This window comes from Endozoicomonas sp. (assembly GCF_965196975.1).
Classification (GTDB): domain Bacteria; phylum Pseudomonadota; class Gammaproteobacteria; order Pseudomonadales; family Endozoicomonadaceae; genus Endozoicomonas.
Window position 1 is genome coordinate 4139171 of record NZ_OZ239981.1, and the last position, 17715, is coordinate 4156885.

The 17715-nt window shown below is 48.3% G+C and carries 20 protein-coding genes; 10 read left to right on the forward strand and 10 right to left on the reverse strand.

Annotation, left to right across the window (positions count from 1 at the left end; genetic code table 11):
• Positions 1-28: 28 nt before the first annotated feature.
• Positions 29-187, reverse strand: coding sequence for a hypothetical protein (locus ACOCLE_RS18650; RefSeq protein ID WP_419533731.1), 159 nt, complete (start codon positions 185-187; stop codon positions 29-31).
• A 231-nt stretch (positions 188-418) separates the two neighbouring features.
• Between ACOCLE_RS18650 and ACOCLE_RS18655 the strand changes: the two genes are divergently transcribed.
• The 4 genes from ACOCLE_RS18655 to ACOCLE_RS18670 all read left to right on the forward strand — a co-directional run bounded on the left by ACOCLE_RS18655 (position 419) and on the right by ACOCLE_RS18670 (position 2164).
• Positions 419-1066 carry a helix-turn-helix domain-containing protein gene (locus ACOCLE_RS18655; protein ID WP_419533732.1) on the forward strand — a complete coding sequence of 216 codons (648 nt, stop codon included), beginning with the start codon at positions 419-421 and terminating at the stop codon, positions 1064-1066.
• 110 nt (positions 1067-1176) lie between these two features.
• A complete protein-coding gene (locus ACOCLE_RS18660) occupies positions 1177-1494 on the forward strand; it encodes a hypothetical protein (RefSeq protein ID WP_419533733.1) in 318 nt (105 codons plus the stop codon).
• A gap of 38 nt (positions 1495-1532) precedes the next feature.
• The gene (locus tag ACOCLE_RS18665) at positions 1533-1943 is read left to right on the forward strand and encodes a DUF7173 family protein (protein ID WP_419533734.1); all 411 of its coding nucleotides are present in this window, start codon (positions 1533-1535) and stop codon (positions 1941-1943) included.
• Positions 1943-2164: an AAA family ATPase gene (locus ACOCLE_RS18670; RefSeq protein ID WP_419533735.1), complete on the forward strand. Its 222-nt coding sequence runs from the start codon at positions 1943-1945 to the stop codon at positions 2162-2164. The genes ACOCLE_RS18665 and ACOCLE_RS18670 overlap by 1 nt, the downstream gene beginning before the upstream one ends.
• Here the strand turns inward: ACOCLE_RS18670 and ACOCLE_RS18675 are convergent.
• Positions 2159-3439 (reverse strand): ISKra4 family transposase, encoded by a 1281-nt coding sequence (locus tag ACOCLE_RS18675; RefSeq protein WP_419532972.1) that lies wholly within the window; start codon positions 3437-3439, stop codon positions 2159-2161. The two genes, ACOCLE_RS18670 and ACOCLE_RS18675, sit on opposite strands and share 6 nt — an antisense overlap.
• Here ACOCLE_RS18675 and ACOCLE_RS18680 point away from each other — a divergent pair.
• From ACOCLE_RS18680 to ACOCLE_RS18705, 6 genes are all read left to right on the forward strand, one after another.
• Positions 3438-4112, forward strand: a complete 675-nt coding sequence (locus ACOCLE_RS18680) for an ATP-binding protein (protein WP_419533736.1) — start codon at positions 3438-3440, stop codon at positions 4110-4112. The two genes, ACOCLE_RS18675 and ACOCLE_RS18680, sit on opposite strands and share 2 nt — an antisense overlap.
• Before the next feature lie 15 nt (positions 4113-4127).
• Positions 4128-4637, forward strand: coding sequence for a DUF669 domain-containing protein (locus ACOCLE_RS18685; RefSeq protein WP_419533737.1), 510 nt, complete (start codon positions 4128-4130; stop codon positions 4635-4637).
• A gap of 217 nt (positions 4638-4854) precedes the next feature.
• Positions 4855-5907: a hypothetical protein gene (locus tag ACOCLE_RS18690; protein WP_419533738.1), complete on the forward strand. Its 1053-nt coding sequence runs from the start codon at positions 4855-4857 to the stop codon at positions 5905-5907.
• A gap of 15 nt (positions 5908-5922) precedes the next feature.
• Positions 5923-6399, forward strand: coding sequence for a hypothetical protein (locus tag ACOCLE_RS18695; protein WP_419533739.1), 477 nt, complete (start codon positions 5923-5925; stop codon positions 6397-6399).
• Positions 6389-8095, forward strand: a complete 1707-nt coding sequence (locus ACOCLE_RS18700) for a DEAD/DEAH box helicase (RefSeq protein ID WP_419533740.1) — start codon at positions 6389-6391, stop codon at positions 8093-8095. Before ACOCLE_RS18695 ends, ACOCLE_RS18700 begins: the two co-directional genes overlap by 11 nt.
• Positions 8096-8107: 12 nt before the next feature.
• Complete coding sequence (locus tag ACOCLE_RS18705) at positions 8108-8320, forward strand: hypothetical protein (protein ID WP_419533741.1); 213 nt, start codon at positions 8108-8110, stop codon at positions 8318-8320.
• Between the two features lie 45 nt (positions 8321-8365).
• Here ACOCLE_RS18705 and ACOCLE_RS18710 read toward each other — a convergent pair whose 3' ends face one another.
• From ACOCLE_RS18710 to ACOCLE_RS18745, 8 genes are all read right to left on the reverse strand, one after another.
• Positions 8366-8905: a hypothetical protein gene (locus ACOCLE_RS18710; protein WP_419533742.1), complete on the reverse strand. Its 540-nt coding sequence runs from the start codon at positions 8903-8905 to the stop codon at positions 8366-8368.
• Between the two features lie 125 nt (positions 8906-9030).
• Entirely contained in the window at positions 9031-9291 is a 261-nt protein-coding gene (locus tag ACOCLE_RS18715; RefSeq protein WP_419533743.1) for a hypothetical protein, read from the reverse strand.
• A gap of 65 nt (positions 9292-9356) precedes the next feature.
• The gene (locus ACOCLE_RS18720; RefSeq protein ID WP_419532972.1) at positions 9357-10637 is read right to left on the reverse strand and encodes an ISKra4 family transposase; all 1281 of its coding nucleotides are present in this window, start codon (positions 10635-10637) and stop codon (positions 9357-9359) included.
• Positions 10638-10705: 68 nt separating this feature from the next.
• Entirely contained in the window at positions 10706-12040 is a 1335-nt protein-coding gene (locus ACOCLE_RS18725) for a recombinase family protein (protein WP_419533744.1), read from the reverse strand.
• A 9-nt stretch (positions 12041-12049) separates the two neighbouring features.
• The gene (tnpC, locus tag ACOCLE_RS18730; protein ID WP_419532963.1) at positions 12050-13555 is read right to left on the reverse strand and encodes an IS66 family transposase; all 1506 of its coding nucleotides are present in this window, start codon (positions 13553-13555) and stop codon (positions 12050-12052) included.
• Positions 13556-13704: 149 nt separating this feature from the next.
• Positions 13705-14556 (reverse strand): dimethyl sulfoxide reductase anchor subunit family protein, encoded by an 852-nt coding sequence (locus ACOCLE_RS18735; protein ID WP_419533745.1) that lies wholly within the window; start codon positions 14554-14556, stop codon positions 13705-13707.
• A gap of 2 nt (positions 14557-14558) precedes the next feature.
• On the reverse strand, positions 14559-15179 hold the full coding sequence (locus ACOCLE_RS18740) for a DMSO/selenate family reductase complex B subunit (RefSeq protein ID WP_066014516.1): 621 nt from the start codon (positions 15177-15179) through the stop codon (positions 14559-14561).
• A 20-nt stretch (positions 15180-15199) separates the two neighbouring features.
• On the reverse strand, positions 15200-17704 hold the full coding sequence (locus ACOCLE_RS18745) for a DMSO/selenate family reductase complex A subunit (RefSeq protein WP_419533746.1): 2505 nt from the start codon (positions 17702-17704) through the stop codon (positions 15200-15202).
• Positions 17705-17715: the final 11 nt, after the last annotated feature.

Consider the following 17715-nt stretch of genomic DNA (forward strand, 5'->3'; position numbering starts at 1 on the left):
CTTTATGCAACAAGGGGAGACATATCGCTTATGAACTGACGTCATCGGATTGCAGCATTTCCGGTGTCCAGTGGGGCACCATGCAGGACCAGAGCAATTGCTTCATACGGGAAATGGACTTATGGCCGTTTTCTATCTGGGAGAGTTCGCCTTTTGAGCAGCAGAGGAACTCCGCCATCTGCTCCATACTGATGCCTCGTTCGAGACGGTAGGCCCGAATCCGCTGACCCGGGGTTTTTGGTTGGGTAGGTTCTCGTGGGATCACCATCTTCCGGTTCCTTTTGGAAGTTGTGGAGATCAGATTATTGAACCCGGCCTTTTACATTGTCAATTTTTGTTTAATAAAATAGTGGATATTCATACAGTATGTTTAAGCCACCAACTTTTCCCCATAATGGTTTTAGACAACAACTCGTCAATGTTTGCCAAAACCACAAGGGATCGCATCGTGAACTGGAAGCAACGCACCAAGGAGTTACTGGCAGAAAGAGGCATGTCGCAATCCGACCTGTCGAGAAAGCTGGGGGTTACCCGCGCCACCATCTCTCTCTGGCTGGGCGAATCCAGCAGTTACACCGACTACAACGTGTCCAAAATCCAGTACAAGATTGCCGCAGCACTGGATGTTCCAAAGGAGTATCTGGCCAAGGGCAGTGACCGCAACAAACCGCAGGGACGAGGTGTTCCCGTACTGGGCTATGAGGCTGTTGGTGAATGGTTGGAAGAGAACGTTTGTGACGACAACACCCCACTGATGTATTGCCCGATACTGTGCAGTCGAATGACGTACGCCATGAACGTGCGTGGCAGTGCCATGGATAGCCAGGGACGCTCTGGAGCCAGCTTTCCTGCAGGCAGCACAATATACGTTGATCCAAAACCACCCCTCAAAGAAGGCAATATCTGCGTACTGGAAGATAAAGAGATCATGCTCGGCATTTACGAACGGGTGAACGGGCAGGATACCGTGGTGTTCCTCAACCCCAACTCTCCCCGATTGCAGGTTGAAAGCCTGAAGTACCACGGCACGGTCATTGGTATTTTCAGCACGGTAAAACCACACTGAAAGAAACACCAGAAAAACAAACCTTAATCAAATTTTAAACATTCATTGACATCCACTGATTGTGTAGGCAGTCTTTATTTAACAATACTAAACAGATTGCCTAATCGATCATGAACAAAACGGATTTTTCTGCTGTTCAGGATGTTATCAGCACTCTCGCACAACAGGTGGTTTCGCTGCACAGCGAAGCCCAGCACCTCTCGCAACAAATCACCGCTGTTCAGTCCGAGTCCCAGTCCGCTGCTGCGGCTCTGCTTGACGTGATCCAGGACTACAACCGCCAGCTCAATGATCCAGAAGCGCCAGTCAGTCAGCTGACAGCCATCCCCCGTCGTTTTCGTTTCGGGGAGCTGCTGATTGATCTGACCAATGATCAGCAGCTGATGGTGACGTCCATCCCGGAACTCAGCGATCTGCTTCATGACTGACTGAGTCCAACACTCCCCGGTAACCAAAGGAAATTGCGATGACCGAAAGCAATAATGCTTCACGGCTGGACAAGCTCGCCTACGAGTTGGAGCTGGCCAAAAAAAACGAGGAGCACGCCAGGAATCACCGTCTCGATATTGAGCAGCAGTTATGCGATGTGGTGGGCGTTAAAGAAGAAGGCAGTCAATCCAGCAAGGGTGACTACTACAAGGTCACCACCTCTTCTGGCTTTACCCGATTACTGGATCAGCAGAAATGGGAAGAGGTCAGTAAGCGCATTCCCCAATCCCTGTCTGCCAATCTGGTGCGTACAAAGGTTGAGCTGAACACCAAGCAGTTGAAAAGTTTGCAGGTGCTTGATCCAGCTCACTACACCATTGTGGCAGAAGCCATTACCACCAAACCCAAAAAGGTAGCGGTAAAGTACGAGCGACTGGAGGACAAGTAATGGCGATTACTCTCAAGTCCATCAGTCGTTCACAGGGTTTCAAGGCTCCGGCGCTTGCTTTGCATGGGTCGGCGGGTGTGGGTAAAACCACGTTGGCTGCCGGTGCTCCCGCTCCGTGCTTTATCTGTACCGAGGACGGTCTGGGAAAACTGGAAGTGGATGCCTTCCCATTGATGACCTCCTTTCAGGGGTGCTCTCTCAATTTGATAACTGACTCATAGGTTAGCTTCAACCTTTCCAGTCATGAACTCAGACCAAAGTTGTTCCCAGCGCCCCTTACTCTGGATCAGTGCTCTTGTTGTCAAAAGCACTTCCGCTCCTGTTGCTTTCCACCTCATTCCAGAACCACATAATCGTTGCTTTACCAGAGTCTTACAAGCCGCTTCAGTAACTCCTGAACCTATTGGCCAATGGCGTTTAAGCGCCTGATGATAATTCATTAACTGGTGATTGTTTGTAAAATAGCTCACAGCTTTGTAGCGCTTCTCTGTCAGTGCGATTGTCTTTTTCGGGAGCTCGGCTGATTCAATTTCCTGAAGGATTTTTTTGGCTGCTCCACGCTTGTTTTTCAAACTATGTAGCCTGTCTTCAAGCCACTGGTGTCGCTTCGCCTTACTGGTTGGAAACAGTGCTTCCGCTGCTCCAGCTAAATATTCAGATGCATGATAAAAATCGAGTATCTGCCCAGAGGTATGTTGTTTCAAATAACTCCAGTTTTCTCTAGCCCCGTCAGCTACCCCGATGTATGTGGCATTTGGGTAGAGTCGTTTTAGATCTGCAATCTCCTCGTCGAGCTTGCTCATAAAGCTTTGTTTACCATACTCTGGCGAACTGGCTGTATATATCGTGTGGAGCCTGTCTCCATCTGCAGAATATAGGCTCAATGTCCCACACATGGCTTCCCTCCAGCCTTCTTCACAAAGCAGCATGCAGGTTCCATCCAGACCAATGGCTATTGTTTCAACAGGCTCTTTTAGTGGAGGAAGGTGGTAGTGAGTGTCTTGCTGGTCTTCAATTAATGCACCTACTCTGTCCGATAAATGCTTGATATAAGAATTTGAAAGCGTCCTTTGATGGTTGGTCTCAAAATCTTCTTTTACCGCAGGCGCTGGCATCTGGCTGTATTTCCAGGCGATAGACTTGGCAAATTTGGGGGTAGCTGAACCAATAATACCGGCACGAAGATCAAGTGCTGCCAGAGTACTGCCACCTCTGACACCCTGATATACGGAGCGCTCCAAAGGTATACGACCGTATAAGGTTTCATAGTGCTTAAGAACCTTTCCTTTGTAGTTCCACTTCTGCTGATTAACGACGATAGGTTCTTTATTGGGTGATTCAAATAGCCCCAATAACTCTTTTGTTCCAAGCTGCCCGGCTTCATTGAGTGCACGCTGTAAACTATCTTCAAGATTCAGCATGTTGCCTGAATCTATAGAAACTTCAATTTGCAAAACGATGCTTTTGGTAGAGCTGGAAATAACAGAAGCGGGCATGACAGTTAACTATTATGAGTGGTGTTCCCATAGTAGCTGTGAAAATAGAGCACTATTGTTTCAATCATTCAGAGAGAGCACCCCCTTTCAGGACGTGCTGGATGCCTTGCATTCACTCTATACATCCGAGCACCACTTTCAGACGGTCGTGATTGACAGCCTAGACCATCTGGAACCGATGATCTGGCAGCACCTGTGCGAGCACTATGTTGGCCCGAAAGGAGAGCGTTACGACTCGGTTGAAGATTTCGGGTATGGCCGGGGCTTTATGTTCGCCCTGGATTTATGGCGGCAACTGTTGAGTGCGCTGTTTGCCCTTCGTAATGACAAAGGCATGGCCTTTATTCTGATTGCCCATTCCGAAATCAAGCGGTTCGAAAGTCCAATGACCGACAGTTATGACCGCTACCAGATCAAGCTTCATAAGCGCGCCAGCGAACTGATCATGGAGTCCGTGGATTGTGTGCTGTTCGCGGATTACAAAACCGTCATTGAGAAAGAGGAAGCCGGTTTCAATAAGGTGAAAACCCGTGGCATCAGTACCGGCCAACGGTACCTCTATACCGAAGCTCGTCCGAGCTTTGTCGCCAAAAATCGCTACGGTCTGCCGCCCGAGCTTCCGCTCAACTGGCAGGCCTTTAGTGACGCACTGACCCAAAAACCAAGTCCATAAATAAGGAGATAACCCATGGCACAGTTAGGTTTTAATGCCGGTGACTACGATCCCACCGATGAGTTTGAGCCGCTTCCTGCTGGTGAGTACCTGACCATGATCACCGAATCATCGCTGGAAAACACCAAGACGGGAGGCCGCATGGTGAAACTGACCTACACCATTATGGAAGGTCAGTATGAAAGCCGGAAACTCTGGTCACAGCACAACATTGAAAATCGGAGCCCAAGGGCAGAGGAAATCGGCAGAAAGGAGTTAAGCCGTATTGCTCACGCGATTGGCCAGCCCATGATCAGCGACACTGACCAACTAGTGAATCAAGTCATACGGGTTCGGGTGGTGATCAAAAACGATCCCGGCTATGGCCCTAAAAATGAAGTGAAAAAGTGGATCAATGTCGGTGGTCAGTCGATGCAGCAGGCACCCGCACCGCAACAGCAAACGCCAGCTCACAATCCTGTTCCTGCACCACAGGCTCCCCATCCTGCGACTCAATACTCTGCACCACCGTGGGGACAAAAGTAACCCGTCATCAGCAACAGGGGGCTTGCCCCCTTTAATCAGGGAAGAACGTTATGGTTTTCAACGCTAACGGAACCTCCGGCTGGAAGGTTGATAAGGCACGATTCACCAAACGGCGGCCATCCAAAACCGAGAGAAAGCGGAAACGGAAAGCCCAACGGATTGCCAGAAGGTTAAACAGGAAGCAAAAGTAAAACCGCATCAGGGAAGGTGAATCATTGTGAAAATCCCCGAATCCAATCGAACCACCATCAAGGCTGTTGTTCAGCATTATGAGGACAGCCAGGGCGATGCCTTCCGGGCTCACTTGGGTGGCTCTATCATTGGTCGCCCTTGTGACCGGGCTCTGTGGTACACCTTTCACTGGTGTACTGAAGTTAAGCATTCCGGCCAACTGTTGCGACTCTTTCAAACTGGCCATCTTGCAGAGGAACGATTTGTATCTGATCTGCGCAGTATTGGAATAACAGTGTTTGAAACCGATCCAGCCACTGGCAATCAGTTCAGAGTTTCTGCCTGCAATGGCCATTTTGGCGGTTCATTTGATGGTGTTGGTCAGGGTTTTATTGAAGCCCCCAAAACCTGGCACCTGATTGAGATGAAAACCCACAATGAAAAGTCCTTCACCAACCTGGTCAAGAAGGGAGTGCAGGAAGCCAAGCCAGAGCACTATATTCAGATGCAGGTCTATATGTATCTGGCCAATCCTCAACTGACCAGAGCCTTCTATATAGCTGTGAATAAAAATACGGATGAGCTGTATGGTGAGCGGCTTTGTCTTGATCCGGTCATTGGTAAAGCGACGGTACAGAAAGCCGAGAGCATCATTGCCAGTGACCGACCGCTGAGCAAAATCACCAAAGACCCCAGCTGGTATCTCTGCAAGTTCTGCGATCACCAGGCTATCTGCCACGGTCAGAAGGCGCCTGCAGTGAATTGCCGCACCTGTATGCACAGCACGCCAATTGAGGACGGTGAGTGGCACTGCACCCGTCACGATATGGACATTCCTGAATCTGTACAGAAGTCAGGTTGTGAGCTCCACCTTTATAACCCCTACCTGTTAGATCAATTCGCCGAGCCCACGGATAGCGGTGAGTACTGGATACGCTATCGCCTGAAAGCTACGGGTGAGGAATTTGTTACCGGTACGGATAAAGGGCAGTTCACTTCACAGGAAATACAGGCAGTAGAAGACAAGCGCCTTTTGACCGATGAAGCGGTGGCAGGGCTGAAAGCGCAATTTGATGGAACGATTCAAAGTAATCAATGAAAAGGGAAATAAGCAATGGATCACTCAAAACGTTATCGATTTATAGCAGCCAGTAATCTGCCCATCGGAGATCAAATTGACCTGGTTGGTATCAATGAAAACAGCGAGCTGTGCATAACCGACTATCAGCAAGGCAATTTTTATCCACAGGTCAGCCACTATCTGATCGAAGATACATCATCATTTGATCAATACGCTCAGGCAGCATGCCATGAAACCATCAATGACCTGGAAAATCAGTTAGCCCAGTTTCAGAGCCAGTCCATCCAACTCAGGGATCTGTTTGCCATTGCCGCATTAATGGCTGAGTTCGCCTGCAACCGGGGCACTGGCATCGAGCCTGCCGTCAACTTTGCTTACACCATTGCGGATAAGATGCTTCAGGTAAGGAAAAGTGGGGATGGGAAACCAACGACCATGGATCGCAAAGCGACTGAGCGTGTAGCCAATCAAATCATCAACCAGATGAAGGGTTTTGATCGTGGCTTTTGAACTCCGCTGGTATCAGCAGGAAGCCATTGATGCCATTTACCGCTACTTCAGCACCTCGGATGGCAACCCGCTGGTTTGTGTCAGTACCGGGGGTGGCAAGTCCGTGATCATTGCTGACTTTATCCATGGTGTTTTGCAGCATTGGCCTGACCAGCGGTTTCTCATTTTGTCGCATGTGAAAGAGATCATTGAACAGAACCATGAAAAGATCATTACCCAATGGCCAGAGGCTCCAGCGGGTATTTACTCAGCCTCAATGAATTCCAGAAATACTGATGCTCAAATTTTGTTTGCCAGCATCCAGAGTGTTCATAAACGAGCTGAGGAATTAGGTCGCTGTGACTTACTCATTATTGATGAATGCCATCTGCTCAATAGTGAAAGTTCAGAAACGATGTACTCTCGACTGATTGCTGGTCTTCGAGACATTAATCCTGCACTGAAAATTGTTGGTTTTACCGCCACCCCCTACCGCATGAAACAAGGCTTGCTGACGGAAGGAAAGCAGCCCCTATTTGATGAGATTGTCTACGAGACCGACATTCAGCGATTAATCGACGATGGTTTTCTATCACCTCTGCGTTCCAAAGCTGGAAAAGAGAACATTGATCTTGCTGGCGTCAGAACCCGGCAGGGTGATTACCTCACCAGCGATATGGAAGCGGCAGTTAACAAGAACGATGTTACCGAGAAAGCGGTGACTGAAATCATTCAGTACGGTCAGGAGCGGAGGGCATGGCTGATTTTCTGTGTCAGTGTGGCTCACGCTGAACAGGTAAAAGAACTGCTGATAACTGGAGGCATCGAGGCCGAGTGCATTACCGGAGAAACCCCAAAAGATAACCGAGCTCAAATACTGGGGGACTATAAAGCAGGAAGGATTAAAGCGCTGACCAGCCAGGGCGTACTGACCACCGGTTTTGATGCACCACTGACCGATATGATCGCCCTGCTTCGAGCCACTAAATCCCCAGGACTGTACGTTCAAATTTTAGGACGGGGTCTTCGCATCAGCCCTGATACCGGAAAGTCGGATTGCCTGGTATTGGATTATGGCGGCAATGTTGAACGGCACGGTCCCATCGACCGAATCACCGTAGACCGTATAAAAGCAGGCAAAGGCTCAGGAGAACCACCGATTAAGGAGTGCCCAGAATGTTTTGAGCTGCTCCTGGCAGGCCTGCGGATCTGCCCTGCCTGCAACTATGAATTCCCAGAGCGGGAAAAGCACGAAGCGGAAGCATCCAGTGCTGCACTGCTGGCCAACCAGATTGAACCGGAATGGCTGGATGTGGATGAAATCATTTATACCCTTCATGAAAAATCAGACAAACCGCCCTCAGTGCAGGTCTCTTATCGCTGTGGTCTGGAAACCATTCGTGAGTGGGTGTGCTTTGAACATGGGGGATATGCACGGCAAAAAGCGGTCATATGGTGGGTAAAACGGGTTAATCATGAACCCTGCCCGGAATACACCGGCGATGCACTGAACCGGATTAACGAGGTTCGGGATATGAAAGAACCTTGTCGTATAGAGGTTATTCAAGACGGACGCTGGCAGCGGGTCAGGGCTTATGATTTTACAGTAAAATCCGGCACACCCAGCGAATGGAACGACAACCTCGGAGATCGCCCAAAACCACAGGGATTTAATGCTGACCATTTTGATGTCTTTGATACGGATATTGATTTTTAAGGAGGCAATGCCTTGGACAAGCATACAAAAAAAGAAGAGAGCACCGACCTTATTCAGCAGTGTATAAAGGATGACACGCTTGTTTATGCATTTGTGATTGCTAATGATACGGTGGATGAGTTTGCCGCTTTGGTGAAAGAGAAAAATCTCAAGGAGTGCAGTGTCCTGGTATCCCTTGTTAATCAATGGATTCAAGATAATCGAAATAAAGTAAAAGGTTCTTGAGTCAGCTGTATAGATCGGACTCAAGAACCTTAGACAATAATCAAATCAGTCTCTATATCTGGTAATTTTATTTCTCAGTTGTTGCCGAGAGTCAGGAGAAAGATTTTGGAACGCTTTCCAAATGAAGTTGACAACATCATTTTCTAAAGATACGTCTAAAGACTTTTCAAAAGGGATGTTTATCCGAAATAATGAATTCGGCTTCTTTCCAAATATAGAACAAAACTCTCTTAGCTTTTCACACAAATCTTGATACATCTCATGGCTATCTGACTCATCAATGGTCTTGTACCAAGTTGATAGAACACTCTCTGTTTGTCGACCATCTAACCCATTTTGATTAAATTCATGATAACTGGCCGCATTAATATCGGCATACCCAATGTACTTCGATGGAGCAAATAAATAATCACCACTATCTTGATCAATAAAACAATACCATGCTCTATAGTGAGGAATGTTTCTAACTAAAGTTTCTACGTTTTCGCTAATATCAGCCCCATTTAAGAAAGAGTTAGCTTCTTTGTTAAACTGCTGAATGTTTTTTATAACCTGTTGCTGAGAGGTAACAGTTTTCATACCCATGACATGACCCTACTTATATCTAGACATCAACTTCAACGTATTCAAGAATACATTGATGTTAATAGCCTGTCAACGAATACAGCGTACTCACGAATACTATGAACTTATCATCTGTTTATGATGAACTACACTGCTGCTCTATCTAAAGCCCCTCTTCTTCTTTTTTGAACTTCAGGAACATATTTTCCTATTCGCTTTGCCCCTTTGAACACTTCTGACTCGTAATCTTTCTTAACCAACACGGTAATCACAATACCTGAGTGCAGGTGTATCGTAACCTTGGTTCTAAAGCCTTCTTTCGGAGAATGAACAATGATTTTCTCAACCAGCTGACTGAGAGATTCAATGAATGGCTGCTGGTCTTTCTTTTCGGCTTGCTGTAACAAAAACCGTCGATGAAACGTTCTGACATGATCAATACTGGGGGTGCTCTCTCAATTTGATAACTGACTCATAGGTTAGCTTCAACCTTTCCAGTCATGAACTCAGACCAAAGTTGTTCCCAGCGCCCCTTACTCTGGATCAGTGCTCTTGTTGTCAAAAGCACTTCCGCTCCTGTTGCTTTCCACCTCATTCCAGAACCACATAATCGTTGCTTTACCAGAGTCTTACAAGCCGCTTCAGTAACTCCTGAACCTATTGGCCAATGGCGTTTAAGCGCCTGATGATAATTCATTAACTGGTGATTGTTTGTAAAATAGCTCACAGCTTTGTAGCGCTTCTCTGTCAGTGCGATTGTCTTTTTCGGGAGCTCGGCTGATTCAATTTCCTGAAGGATTTTTTTGGCTGCTCCACGCTTGTTTTTCAAACTATGTAGCCTGTCTTCAAGCCACTGGTGTCGCTTCGCCTTACTGGTTGGAAACAGTGCTTCCGCTGCTCCAGCTAAATATTCAGATGCATGATAAAAATCGAGTATCTGCCCAGAGGTATGTTGTTTCAAATAACTCCAGTTTTCTCTAGCCCCGTCAGCTACCCCGATGTATGTGGCATTTGGGTAGAGTCGTTTTAGATCTGCAATCTCCTCGTCGAGCTTGCTCATAAAGCTTTGTTTACCATACTCTGGCGAACTGGCTGTATATATCGTGTGGAGCCTGTCTCCATCTGCAGAATATAGGCTCAATGTCCCACACATGGCTTCCCTCCAGCCTTCTTCACAAAGCAGCATGCAGGTTCCATCCAGACCAATGGCTATTGTTTCAACAGGCTCTTTTAGTGGAGGAAGGTGGTAGTGAGTGTCTTGCTGGTCTTCAATTAATGCACCTACTCTGTCCGATAAATGCTTGATATAAGAATTTGAAAGCGTCCTTTGATGGTTGGTCTCAAAATCTTCTTTTACCGCAGGCGCTGGCATCTGGCTGTATTTCCAGGCGATAGACTTGGCAAATTTGGGGGTAGCTGAACCAATAATACCGGCACGAAGATCAAGTGCTGCCAGAGTACTGCCACCTCTGACACCCTGATATACGGAGCGCTCCAAAGGTATACGACCGTATAAGGTTTCATAGTGCTTAAGAACCTTTCCTTTGTAGTTCCACTTCTGCTGATTAACGACGATAGGTTCTTTATTGGGTGATTCAAATAGCCCCAATAACTCTTTTGTTCCAAGCTGCCCGGCTTCATTGAGTGCACGCTGTAAACTATCTTCAAGATTCAGCATGTTGCCTGAATCTATAGAAACTTCAATTTGCAAAACGATGCTTTTGGTAGAGCTGGAAATAACAGAAGCGGGCATGACAGTTAACTATTATGAGTGGTGTTCCCATAGTAGCTGTGAAAATAGAGCACTATTGTTTCAATCATTCAGAGAGAGCACCCAATACTGGATGCCATTGATGGCGAGTTCAGCATATCAAGCCTGTTGGTGAGCACCTCAAGTTCTCTTTCTGCTGTTTCTATTTCATTTTCGAGATTAGTTGCTACTGCTATGCCGGTCTTTGAACCCGCAGCAATCAGATCAACCAGATTGTGTATGCGCTGTTTTTTATCATCGATCAGGGATTGTTGACTGATGATAGTCTTGGAGAGCTTTGATTTTTCCTTATTGGCTGTCTTTTCCAGCATATCGTCTTTATCAATCAGCGAAAGCGCATAAAGCAGCGCCGTCTGGAATCGATTCACACCAAGGGACGATTTCTGCCCGCATTTCTTTTTTATATAGTGGCTGTAGCAAAGAAAAGCACTGGTCTGCCCTCGCCCCACATTACAGATAGATCGACCACAATCACCACAGAACATCAGTGTTTTAAAAAAGTTCACTGCCCGTTTTTCAGGCCTGCCTACCAGCATTTTTTTACGCTTGGCTATCATGGCATGAGCAAGGTAGAAAGTATCTTCATCCACAATGGCAGGAAATGCGTTGATATGTTCCTTGTTACTGGCCTCGTAAAGCCCCAGTACTTTAACGGATCTGAGCACTCTCTGAACTTTACTGGGGATGGCGTTGTAAACATCGCCATACTTGTCGTTTATGGTATTGCAGATATCCACATAGCTCAGGTTATCTCTGGCACACAGTCTAAAAATGTCCTGAATCACCCTGGCCTTGTTTTTTATGATCTTTGGCTTGCCACTGCTGATATCAATCCAGTGCGGATAAATGGTTGAGCGGCCCAGGCCACCATTACGAAGCGTATCCTCCATCTGCTTCCAGCTCTGTTTGATGCGCTTGGATTTGGTTTCGCTCTCTTCATGGGAGCGGCACATTAAGGTGATTGAAATCAGGAGAGGAGAAAAGTTTTTCTGGATTTCATTCTTGTTGTACGTCATGCCATCTATATGGGTATAGATGGTGATACCCGCATTGAGGATTCGGATAAACAACTCAAGAGCATCCATGATATTTGCCCGGCTGAGTCGATCCAGACTTTCTACCAGCAGGACGGCTGGCCTTTTGATCAGGCCATCATCCACAGCATTAAGAAAGCCGCCCAGGGCGGCTCGATCATCCAGGTTTTTTCCATGGTACGCAGACTTTCCAATATCGGTTAACTGGAAAGAGGTATCCATGATCCAGTCTTTTTCCCTGCATATTGCCTGACTGGCTTCTATCTGCCGTTTAATCCCACCACCGCTTAACTGCCTGTTGGTCGATATGCGATGGTAGGAGTAACAGTATATGGGAACATCAGTATTCATTATTGGTAACTATTCAGCACCCAGCAAAGGCGTATTGTTGTAATTTCGAACCGCTTTAAGAAGCGCCTGAAATATGTTCAACCCCTGCTTTTTAGCAGATGATAAATAGCTTCGGATTCGGGTAAACATGGTACCTCCGTCTTCGCTTCTGAAGCAGCCTGAGATCTTCTGCTTAAGTTTGGCCATCCTGGCATCACGTTCACTGCCATTGTTATCGAAGGGAATTGAAAAGTCCGACATGAAGCGCAACGTTTCAACCTTAAACTCAATAAGCCTTTTGAACAGGTTGTAGGCCTTGGTATTCCTGACCTTCTTACGTCCAAGCACCTGTCGTTGTTTTTCCATATAAGCGGTTTCCTTCGTGAGAGCCCTTTGAAGGATTTGGTCGTATATCGTCTCAATGCGAAGCTGTATTGCACCAGGCATTTGAGTCAGACCGGCTGCTTTGTATTTCTTGCAGAAGTGCCAGGAGAGCGTAAGCAATTTCATCAGCCGCAGAGCCAGCTTATTCGCATCCCTATCGACAACTCCCTGAAGCTCTCTCAGATGATGGGCATTACAAAGCACATGCACTGCCGCATAGGCAAAGTAGGACTTCCAATGATCGTGAACCAGAATGCCTGCAAAAGTCAGCAGGATGCCCATTGCATCCATTGCTTCACAACCTCGCCTTTCTGAGAGGTAGTAAAGCGTCCATTGGTCATCTCGCATAATGTGTAACCACCACAGTGAACCGTCAACCCGCATGCCAGTTTCATCCGCTCCTGCAACCGGACTTTCTTGTAAAGCATCGCGGATACTCTGCTCAGTAGAGGCCAGGTTCTCATGGGTATAGGCAACAAAATTGGCAACAGAGCCTGCGCTGACACTCATGCAATAAATAGTATTGAAATACTCAGACACCCGGTGATATGGGATGAAGTGATACTGGTTTAAATGAACAGCCATTGCCTGAGTCACTTCTCCGTATTGAGCAGCGGCTTTCACTCCTTGGGGAAACTCAGCGGTGTTCCGTTTACCACAAGGACATACTTTAACGTCTGCCCAGTACGCGGTAACTTCAAATTCTCCGGGTCTACCTGGATCAAAAACCTGTCGCTCAATGTATTTGGTGGGTTTAATATCGATAAGCGAAGACTGGCAACAGCAACATTTTTCAACCTTCAGATGCCTGACATAATCGGGTAAGGCGACACGTCTCAAACAAGAGCCTTGATGACCTTTCTGGCCACCTGGTTTATTGCCTGAAGATGGTCTAAGGCTTTTGGGGTTCGGTGTTTCCTGTGAGGAGCAGGGGGCTTCTTTGGAAGATGTATCACCTTTATCACTCCCTTTTTTACTGGGCTTTTGATAACCATCTGACGATGGTGGCTTACTACTGTTTTGACTGTTTTTATTAACCCTTTCTTCCAGTTCGCTGCAACGTTCCCGTAAAAGCGCATTCTCGGTCCGAAGCTCTTCATTCTCTTTAAGGAGAGCTTCGGTAAACGGAGTAGCTGGGAAGTCTGGTTCCATACTGGAGATTTGTTAGAAAAATTGAGTATAAGATGATGGTCGAAAAATCAGAAAATTCCAGATTTATATGAAGGGTGCTGAATAGTTACCATTATTGTTTTCCTCCTGATGCACATAACCATCGTGCATCAAAGATTATGGGAAAACAATTATAATATTCCGCCTGCGAACATATGCAGGTCGTAGAAGAAAATACGACCACACAGTTCAGCCGTCAGTACCAGGACGGTGCTCACGGCAGCCAGGCCAACCGCTGAGTTATTGCCACGAGTAGCAGCAACCACCCAGATCCCCAGACCGGCAAACAGCAGGCCAAGGTGGGCCAGCATCAGACTACCGTGGTAGTCAAACAGACCCAGCGGGTTGGCAGGCAGGTCAACCTGACCCAGCCAGAACAGGTACAGTGGGTAACCCACCAGTACCAGGCCCAGGGTGATAAAACCCAGGGTGGCCAGTGCGCGATCTGTGTTTTTCTGGAACGCACCCAGAGTAGCCGACTGACTTCTCAGCATCAGTGCTGCTGCAGGGATACCCACCACGAAAGCGGTCATCACAAACTGGAAGATGGTCCAACCGCTGTTCCAGGCCGGTACAGTAGCCAGTGTGTACACATTGGCAATGGCCAGCAGTAACAGAACGCCCAGAACCATGGCGCCAGCCAGTACCAGCTTCTGCAGCTTTGGCAGAATACCGAAGTGCACCATGGCTACATAGGTGAAAACAGCACCACCAAACAGAGACGTGGTCATGATCTCAACACTCAGTGCCGAGAGGTGCTCCAGACCAAAGATCACATTTATGGCACGCAGTGGCTGACCCAGGTGGGTCATGGCCGCAGCACCGGAGATGCCCAGCAGCACCAGAACCACCATCAGCAGTTTATTCAACAGCTGCTGACGATTCGCATCGCTGTTCGCCATCAACAGGCAGGCCAGTACCAGGAACAGGCCAACGGTTCCCTGTGCCAGAACCGTAAAAAATACCAGTGGCAACTCGTGCATGGTTACACCTCCCGTGTGTTCATGATGCGTCCGGTCTTATCACCGGAAGGTTTGGCATGACGGCTCGCCTTCATCACCAGCGATGGCTCGGTCAGTGAAGAGTCTGGCAGTGGCGCGATGTCTGCTTCCGTTCCGTACTTGGCTCGCAGTTCTTCGATGGGACCAAAATCCAGGGCACGCAGCGGGCAGGATTCGATACAGATCGGCATCTTACCCTGCTCAACACGGTCGAAGCAGCCATCACACTTGGTCATGACTTTCTTCTCTGCATCAAACTGAGGTGCACCGTATGGGCAGGCCATTTCGCAGTAACGGCAGCCAACACAGACGTCAGCGTCCACAACCACCAGACCGTCCTTGTCACGCTTGTGCATGGCACCGGTTGGACATGCCTTGGTACAGGCAGGCTTGGCGCAGTGGTTACAGCTGATGGACGTGTAATAAGCAAACACGTCCTGAGCGTAGGTGCCGTCTTCGTTCTGAATCCAGCTACCACCACCGTACTCATAGACCCGGCGCCAGTTCACGCCGACCTTCAGATCATTTTCATCTTTGCACGACAATTGACAGGTTTTGCAGCCCGTACACTTGGCCGTGTCGACATAAAATCCAAGTTGCTTCATCGAACTTTATTCCTATCCTGTTATGCCTTGGCAATTTCAACCAGATTACTGTGCTGAGGGTTTCCCTTGGCCAGTGGCGATGGGCGCTGGGTCGTCAAAGTATTCATACACGCTCCACGATCCACACCATTGCGGTCTGGTGCGTACCAGCTGCCCTGCCCCATGGCGACTACGCCTGGCATGATGCGCTCGGTTACTTTCGCAGCAACACGGATCTCACCACGGTCATTCCAGACCTTCAGTATTTCACCGTCTTTGATATTGCGCTTCTGGGCATCCACAGGGTTGATCCACACTTCCTGACGGTTGGTTTCGCGCAACACATCCACGTTGCCATAAGTGGAGTGAGTACGGGCTTTAAAGTGGAAACCAAACATCTGCAGCGGATACTGTTCAGCGTGGTCTGCTTCATGTCCTTCCCAGGAAGAAGCGTATTCTGGCAGTGCCCGGATAATATCGCTCTCACCCAACACCCAGCTGGAAGCGATATCGGCAAGGCGCTCAGAATAAATCTCAATCTTTCCAGAAGGCGTCGCCAGAGGGTTGGCTTCCGGATTTTCACGGAAAGCACGGAACTCCACATGAGGCTCGCCCGGATTCTTCTGTTTGACGATGCCCATTTCACGGAAAGCATCAAAATCCAGATCACCCAGCTCAGGGTTCATCTTCTGGGATTGCCCGTAAATATGACGCAGCCAGGCTTCCTGATCACGACCTTCAGTGTATGCCTGCTCAACGCCAAGGCACTTGGCAATACCAGTACACATGTCGTATACAGAGCGGCACTCATACAGAGGCTCAACCGCCGTGTCACAGAAGATGGTGTAGCCCATATTTCCGCAGGAACCATTCGGGGCGAAGTCAGGCTGTTCTGCAGCAGTCAGGTCAGGTAATAGAATATCGGCATAGCGGGCACTGGCCGTCATGTGGTTATCAATGACCACAATCATTTCGCACTTGCTGTCATCCTGAAGAATCTCATGAGTGCGATTGGTATCCGCATGCTGATTGATGATGCAGTTGCCCGCATAGTTCCAGATAAACTTGATCGGCTGACTCAGACGTTCAGCACCACGAATACCATCAGTCTTGTCAGTCATCTCATCATGACGGGTGATGGCATCAGTCCACAGGAACATGGGGATGGATGTTTTAACCGGGTTACTCAGCGTCGGGAATGCAGCAAACGGCATGGAGTAACTGCCTTCACGGGCACCTGTACCACCACCAGGAAGACCCACATTGCCAGTCATCACAGCCAGCATACAGATGGCACGACTGGCCTGCTCACCATTGGCAGTACGCTGAAGCCCCCAACCCTGCATGATGTTACAGGGTTTGGTCATGGCAATTTCGCGCGCTAGACGAATGATGGTTTCTGCAGGTACAGAGGTAATTTTTGCCGCCCACTGAGGGGTCTTTTCAACACCGTCTTTCCCTTGGCCCAGAATATAGGATTTCCAGGAAGAGCCTTTCGGCGCAGTGGCAGGCAGAGAACTTTCATCGTAGCCGACGGTGTACTTGCTCAGAAAGTCGTTATCTACCAGGTTTTCAGTAATCATCACCCACGCCATACCTGCTACCAGCGCGGCATCAGTGCCAGGACGCAGAGGAACCCACTCATCATTGGCTCCCAGGGTCGTGTCCGTCATGCGCGGATCAAAGGTGATCATGCGTGCATTACTGCGCTTACGGGCTTCAGCCAGGTGATAAATAACACCGCCGCCACTCATACGGGTTTCTGCCGGGTTATTACCAAAGTTGACCACTAGTCGTGTATTTACCAGGTCGGAAGTACAGTTGTTACCGACCCAGCTACCACCAAACATATAAGGCAGGCTGACAGCAATCTGAGCAGTACTGTAATCACCGTAATGGTTAAGATAACCACCCCAGCAGTTCATCAGACGGGCAATTGGTGTTGCAGCAGGCGGCCAGGACTTGGAAACCGTACCTCCCAATGTGCCAGTACAATAGTTGAGGTAAATGGCTTCATTGCCATATTCTTTTTTGATGCGCTTGAGGTTGTCAGCAATGGTGTCAAACGCTTCATCCCAGCTGATGCGCTCAAATCGACCTTCACCACGCTTACCCACACGCTTCATTGGGTATTTCAGACGGTCAGGGTTGTAGACGCGCTTGCGGAAAGAACGGCCACGGAGACAGGCACGAACCTGGTGGTCACCATAGACATCTTCACCGGTGTTATCGGTTTCGGTATGGATGATAACGCCGTCTTTTACCTGATGACGCAGTGCACAACGGGAGCCACAGTTTACCGTACAGGCAGACCAGACTGATTTGATCTCTTCAGCCGACGCAGTCTCTACAGCAGAGGATGCTGAGGCCTTCAGAGGCAGTGTATTGGCAGCAACCACAGCTGCACTGCCTGCAGCGGTTCCCCACTTCATAAACGTTCTTCGCTTCACGGTGGAAGCAAGTGCCTTATCCACAATCTCTTTCATCGATATCGCCGTCGCAAACCCATCATTAACCATGGTCGTGATCACAGACTGCTCAGACAATTATCAATTTC

Excerpts from the sequence above, each read along its gene's own strand:
- ACOCLE_RS18650 (WP_419533731.1), bottom strand. The coding sequence starts at position 187 with ATGGAGCAGATGGCGGAGTTCCTCTGCTGCTCAAAAGGCGAACTCTCC.
- ACOCLE_RS18655 (WP_419533732.1), top strand. The coding sequence starts at position 419 with ATGTTTGCCAAAACCACAAGGGATCGCATCGTGAACTGGAAGCAACGC.
- ACOCLE_RS18660 (WP_419533733.1), top strand. The coding sequence starts at position 1,177 with ATGAACAAAACGGATTTTTCTGCTGTTCAGGATGTTATCAGCACTCTC.
- ACOCLE_RS18665 (WP_419533734.1), top strand. The coding sequence starts at position 1,533 with ATGACCGAAAGCAATAATGCTTCACGGCTGGACAAGCTCGCCTACGAG.
- ACOCLE_RS18670 (WP_419533735.1), top strand. The coding sequence starts at position 1,943 with ATGGCGATTACTCTCAAGTCCATCAGTCGTTCACAGGGTTTCAAGGCT.
- ACOCLE_RS18680 (WP_419533736.1), top strand. The coding sequence starts at position 3,438 with ATGACAGTTAACTATTATGAGTGGTGTTCCCATAGTAGCTGTGAAAAT.
- ACOCLE_RS18675 (WP_419532972.1), bottom strand. The coding sequence starts at position 3,439 with ATGCCCGCTTCTGTTATTTCCAGCTCTACCAAAAGCATCGTTTTGCAA.
- ACOCLE_RS18685 (WP_419533737.1), top strand. The coding sequence starts at position 4,128 with ATGGCACAGTTAGGTTTTAATGCCGGTGACTACGATCCCACCGATGAG.
- ACOCLE_RS18695 (WP_419533739.1), top strand. The coding sequence starts at position 5,923 with ATGGATCACTCAAAACGTTATCGATTTATAGCAGCCAGTAATCTGCCC.
- ACOCLE_RS18710 (WP_419533742.1), bottom strand. The coding sequence starts at position 8,905 with ATGGGTATGAAAACTGTTACCTCTCAGCAACAGGTTATAAAAAACATT.
- ACOCLE_RS18720 (WP_419532972.1), bottom strand. The coding sequence starts at position 10,637 with ATGCCCGCTTCTGTTATTTCCAGCTCTACCAAAAGCATCGTTTTGCAA.
- ACOCLE_RS18725 (WP_419533744.1), bottom strand. The coding sequence starts at position 12,040 with ATGAATACTGATGTTCCCATATACTGTTACTCCTACCATCGCATATCG.
- tnpC (WP_419532963.1), bottom strand. The coding sequence starts at position 13,555 with ATGGAACCAGACTTCCCAGCTACTCCGTTTACCGAAGCTCTCCTTAAA.
- ACOCLE_RS18735 (WP_419533745.1), bottom strand. The coding sequence starts at position 14,556 with ATGCACGAGTTGCCACTGGTATTTTTTACGGTTCTGGCACAGGGAACC.
- ACOCLE_RS18740 (WP_066014516.1), bottom strand. The coding sequence starts at position 15,179 with ATGAAGCAACTTGGATTTTATGTCGACACGGCCAAGTGTACGGGCTGC.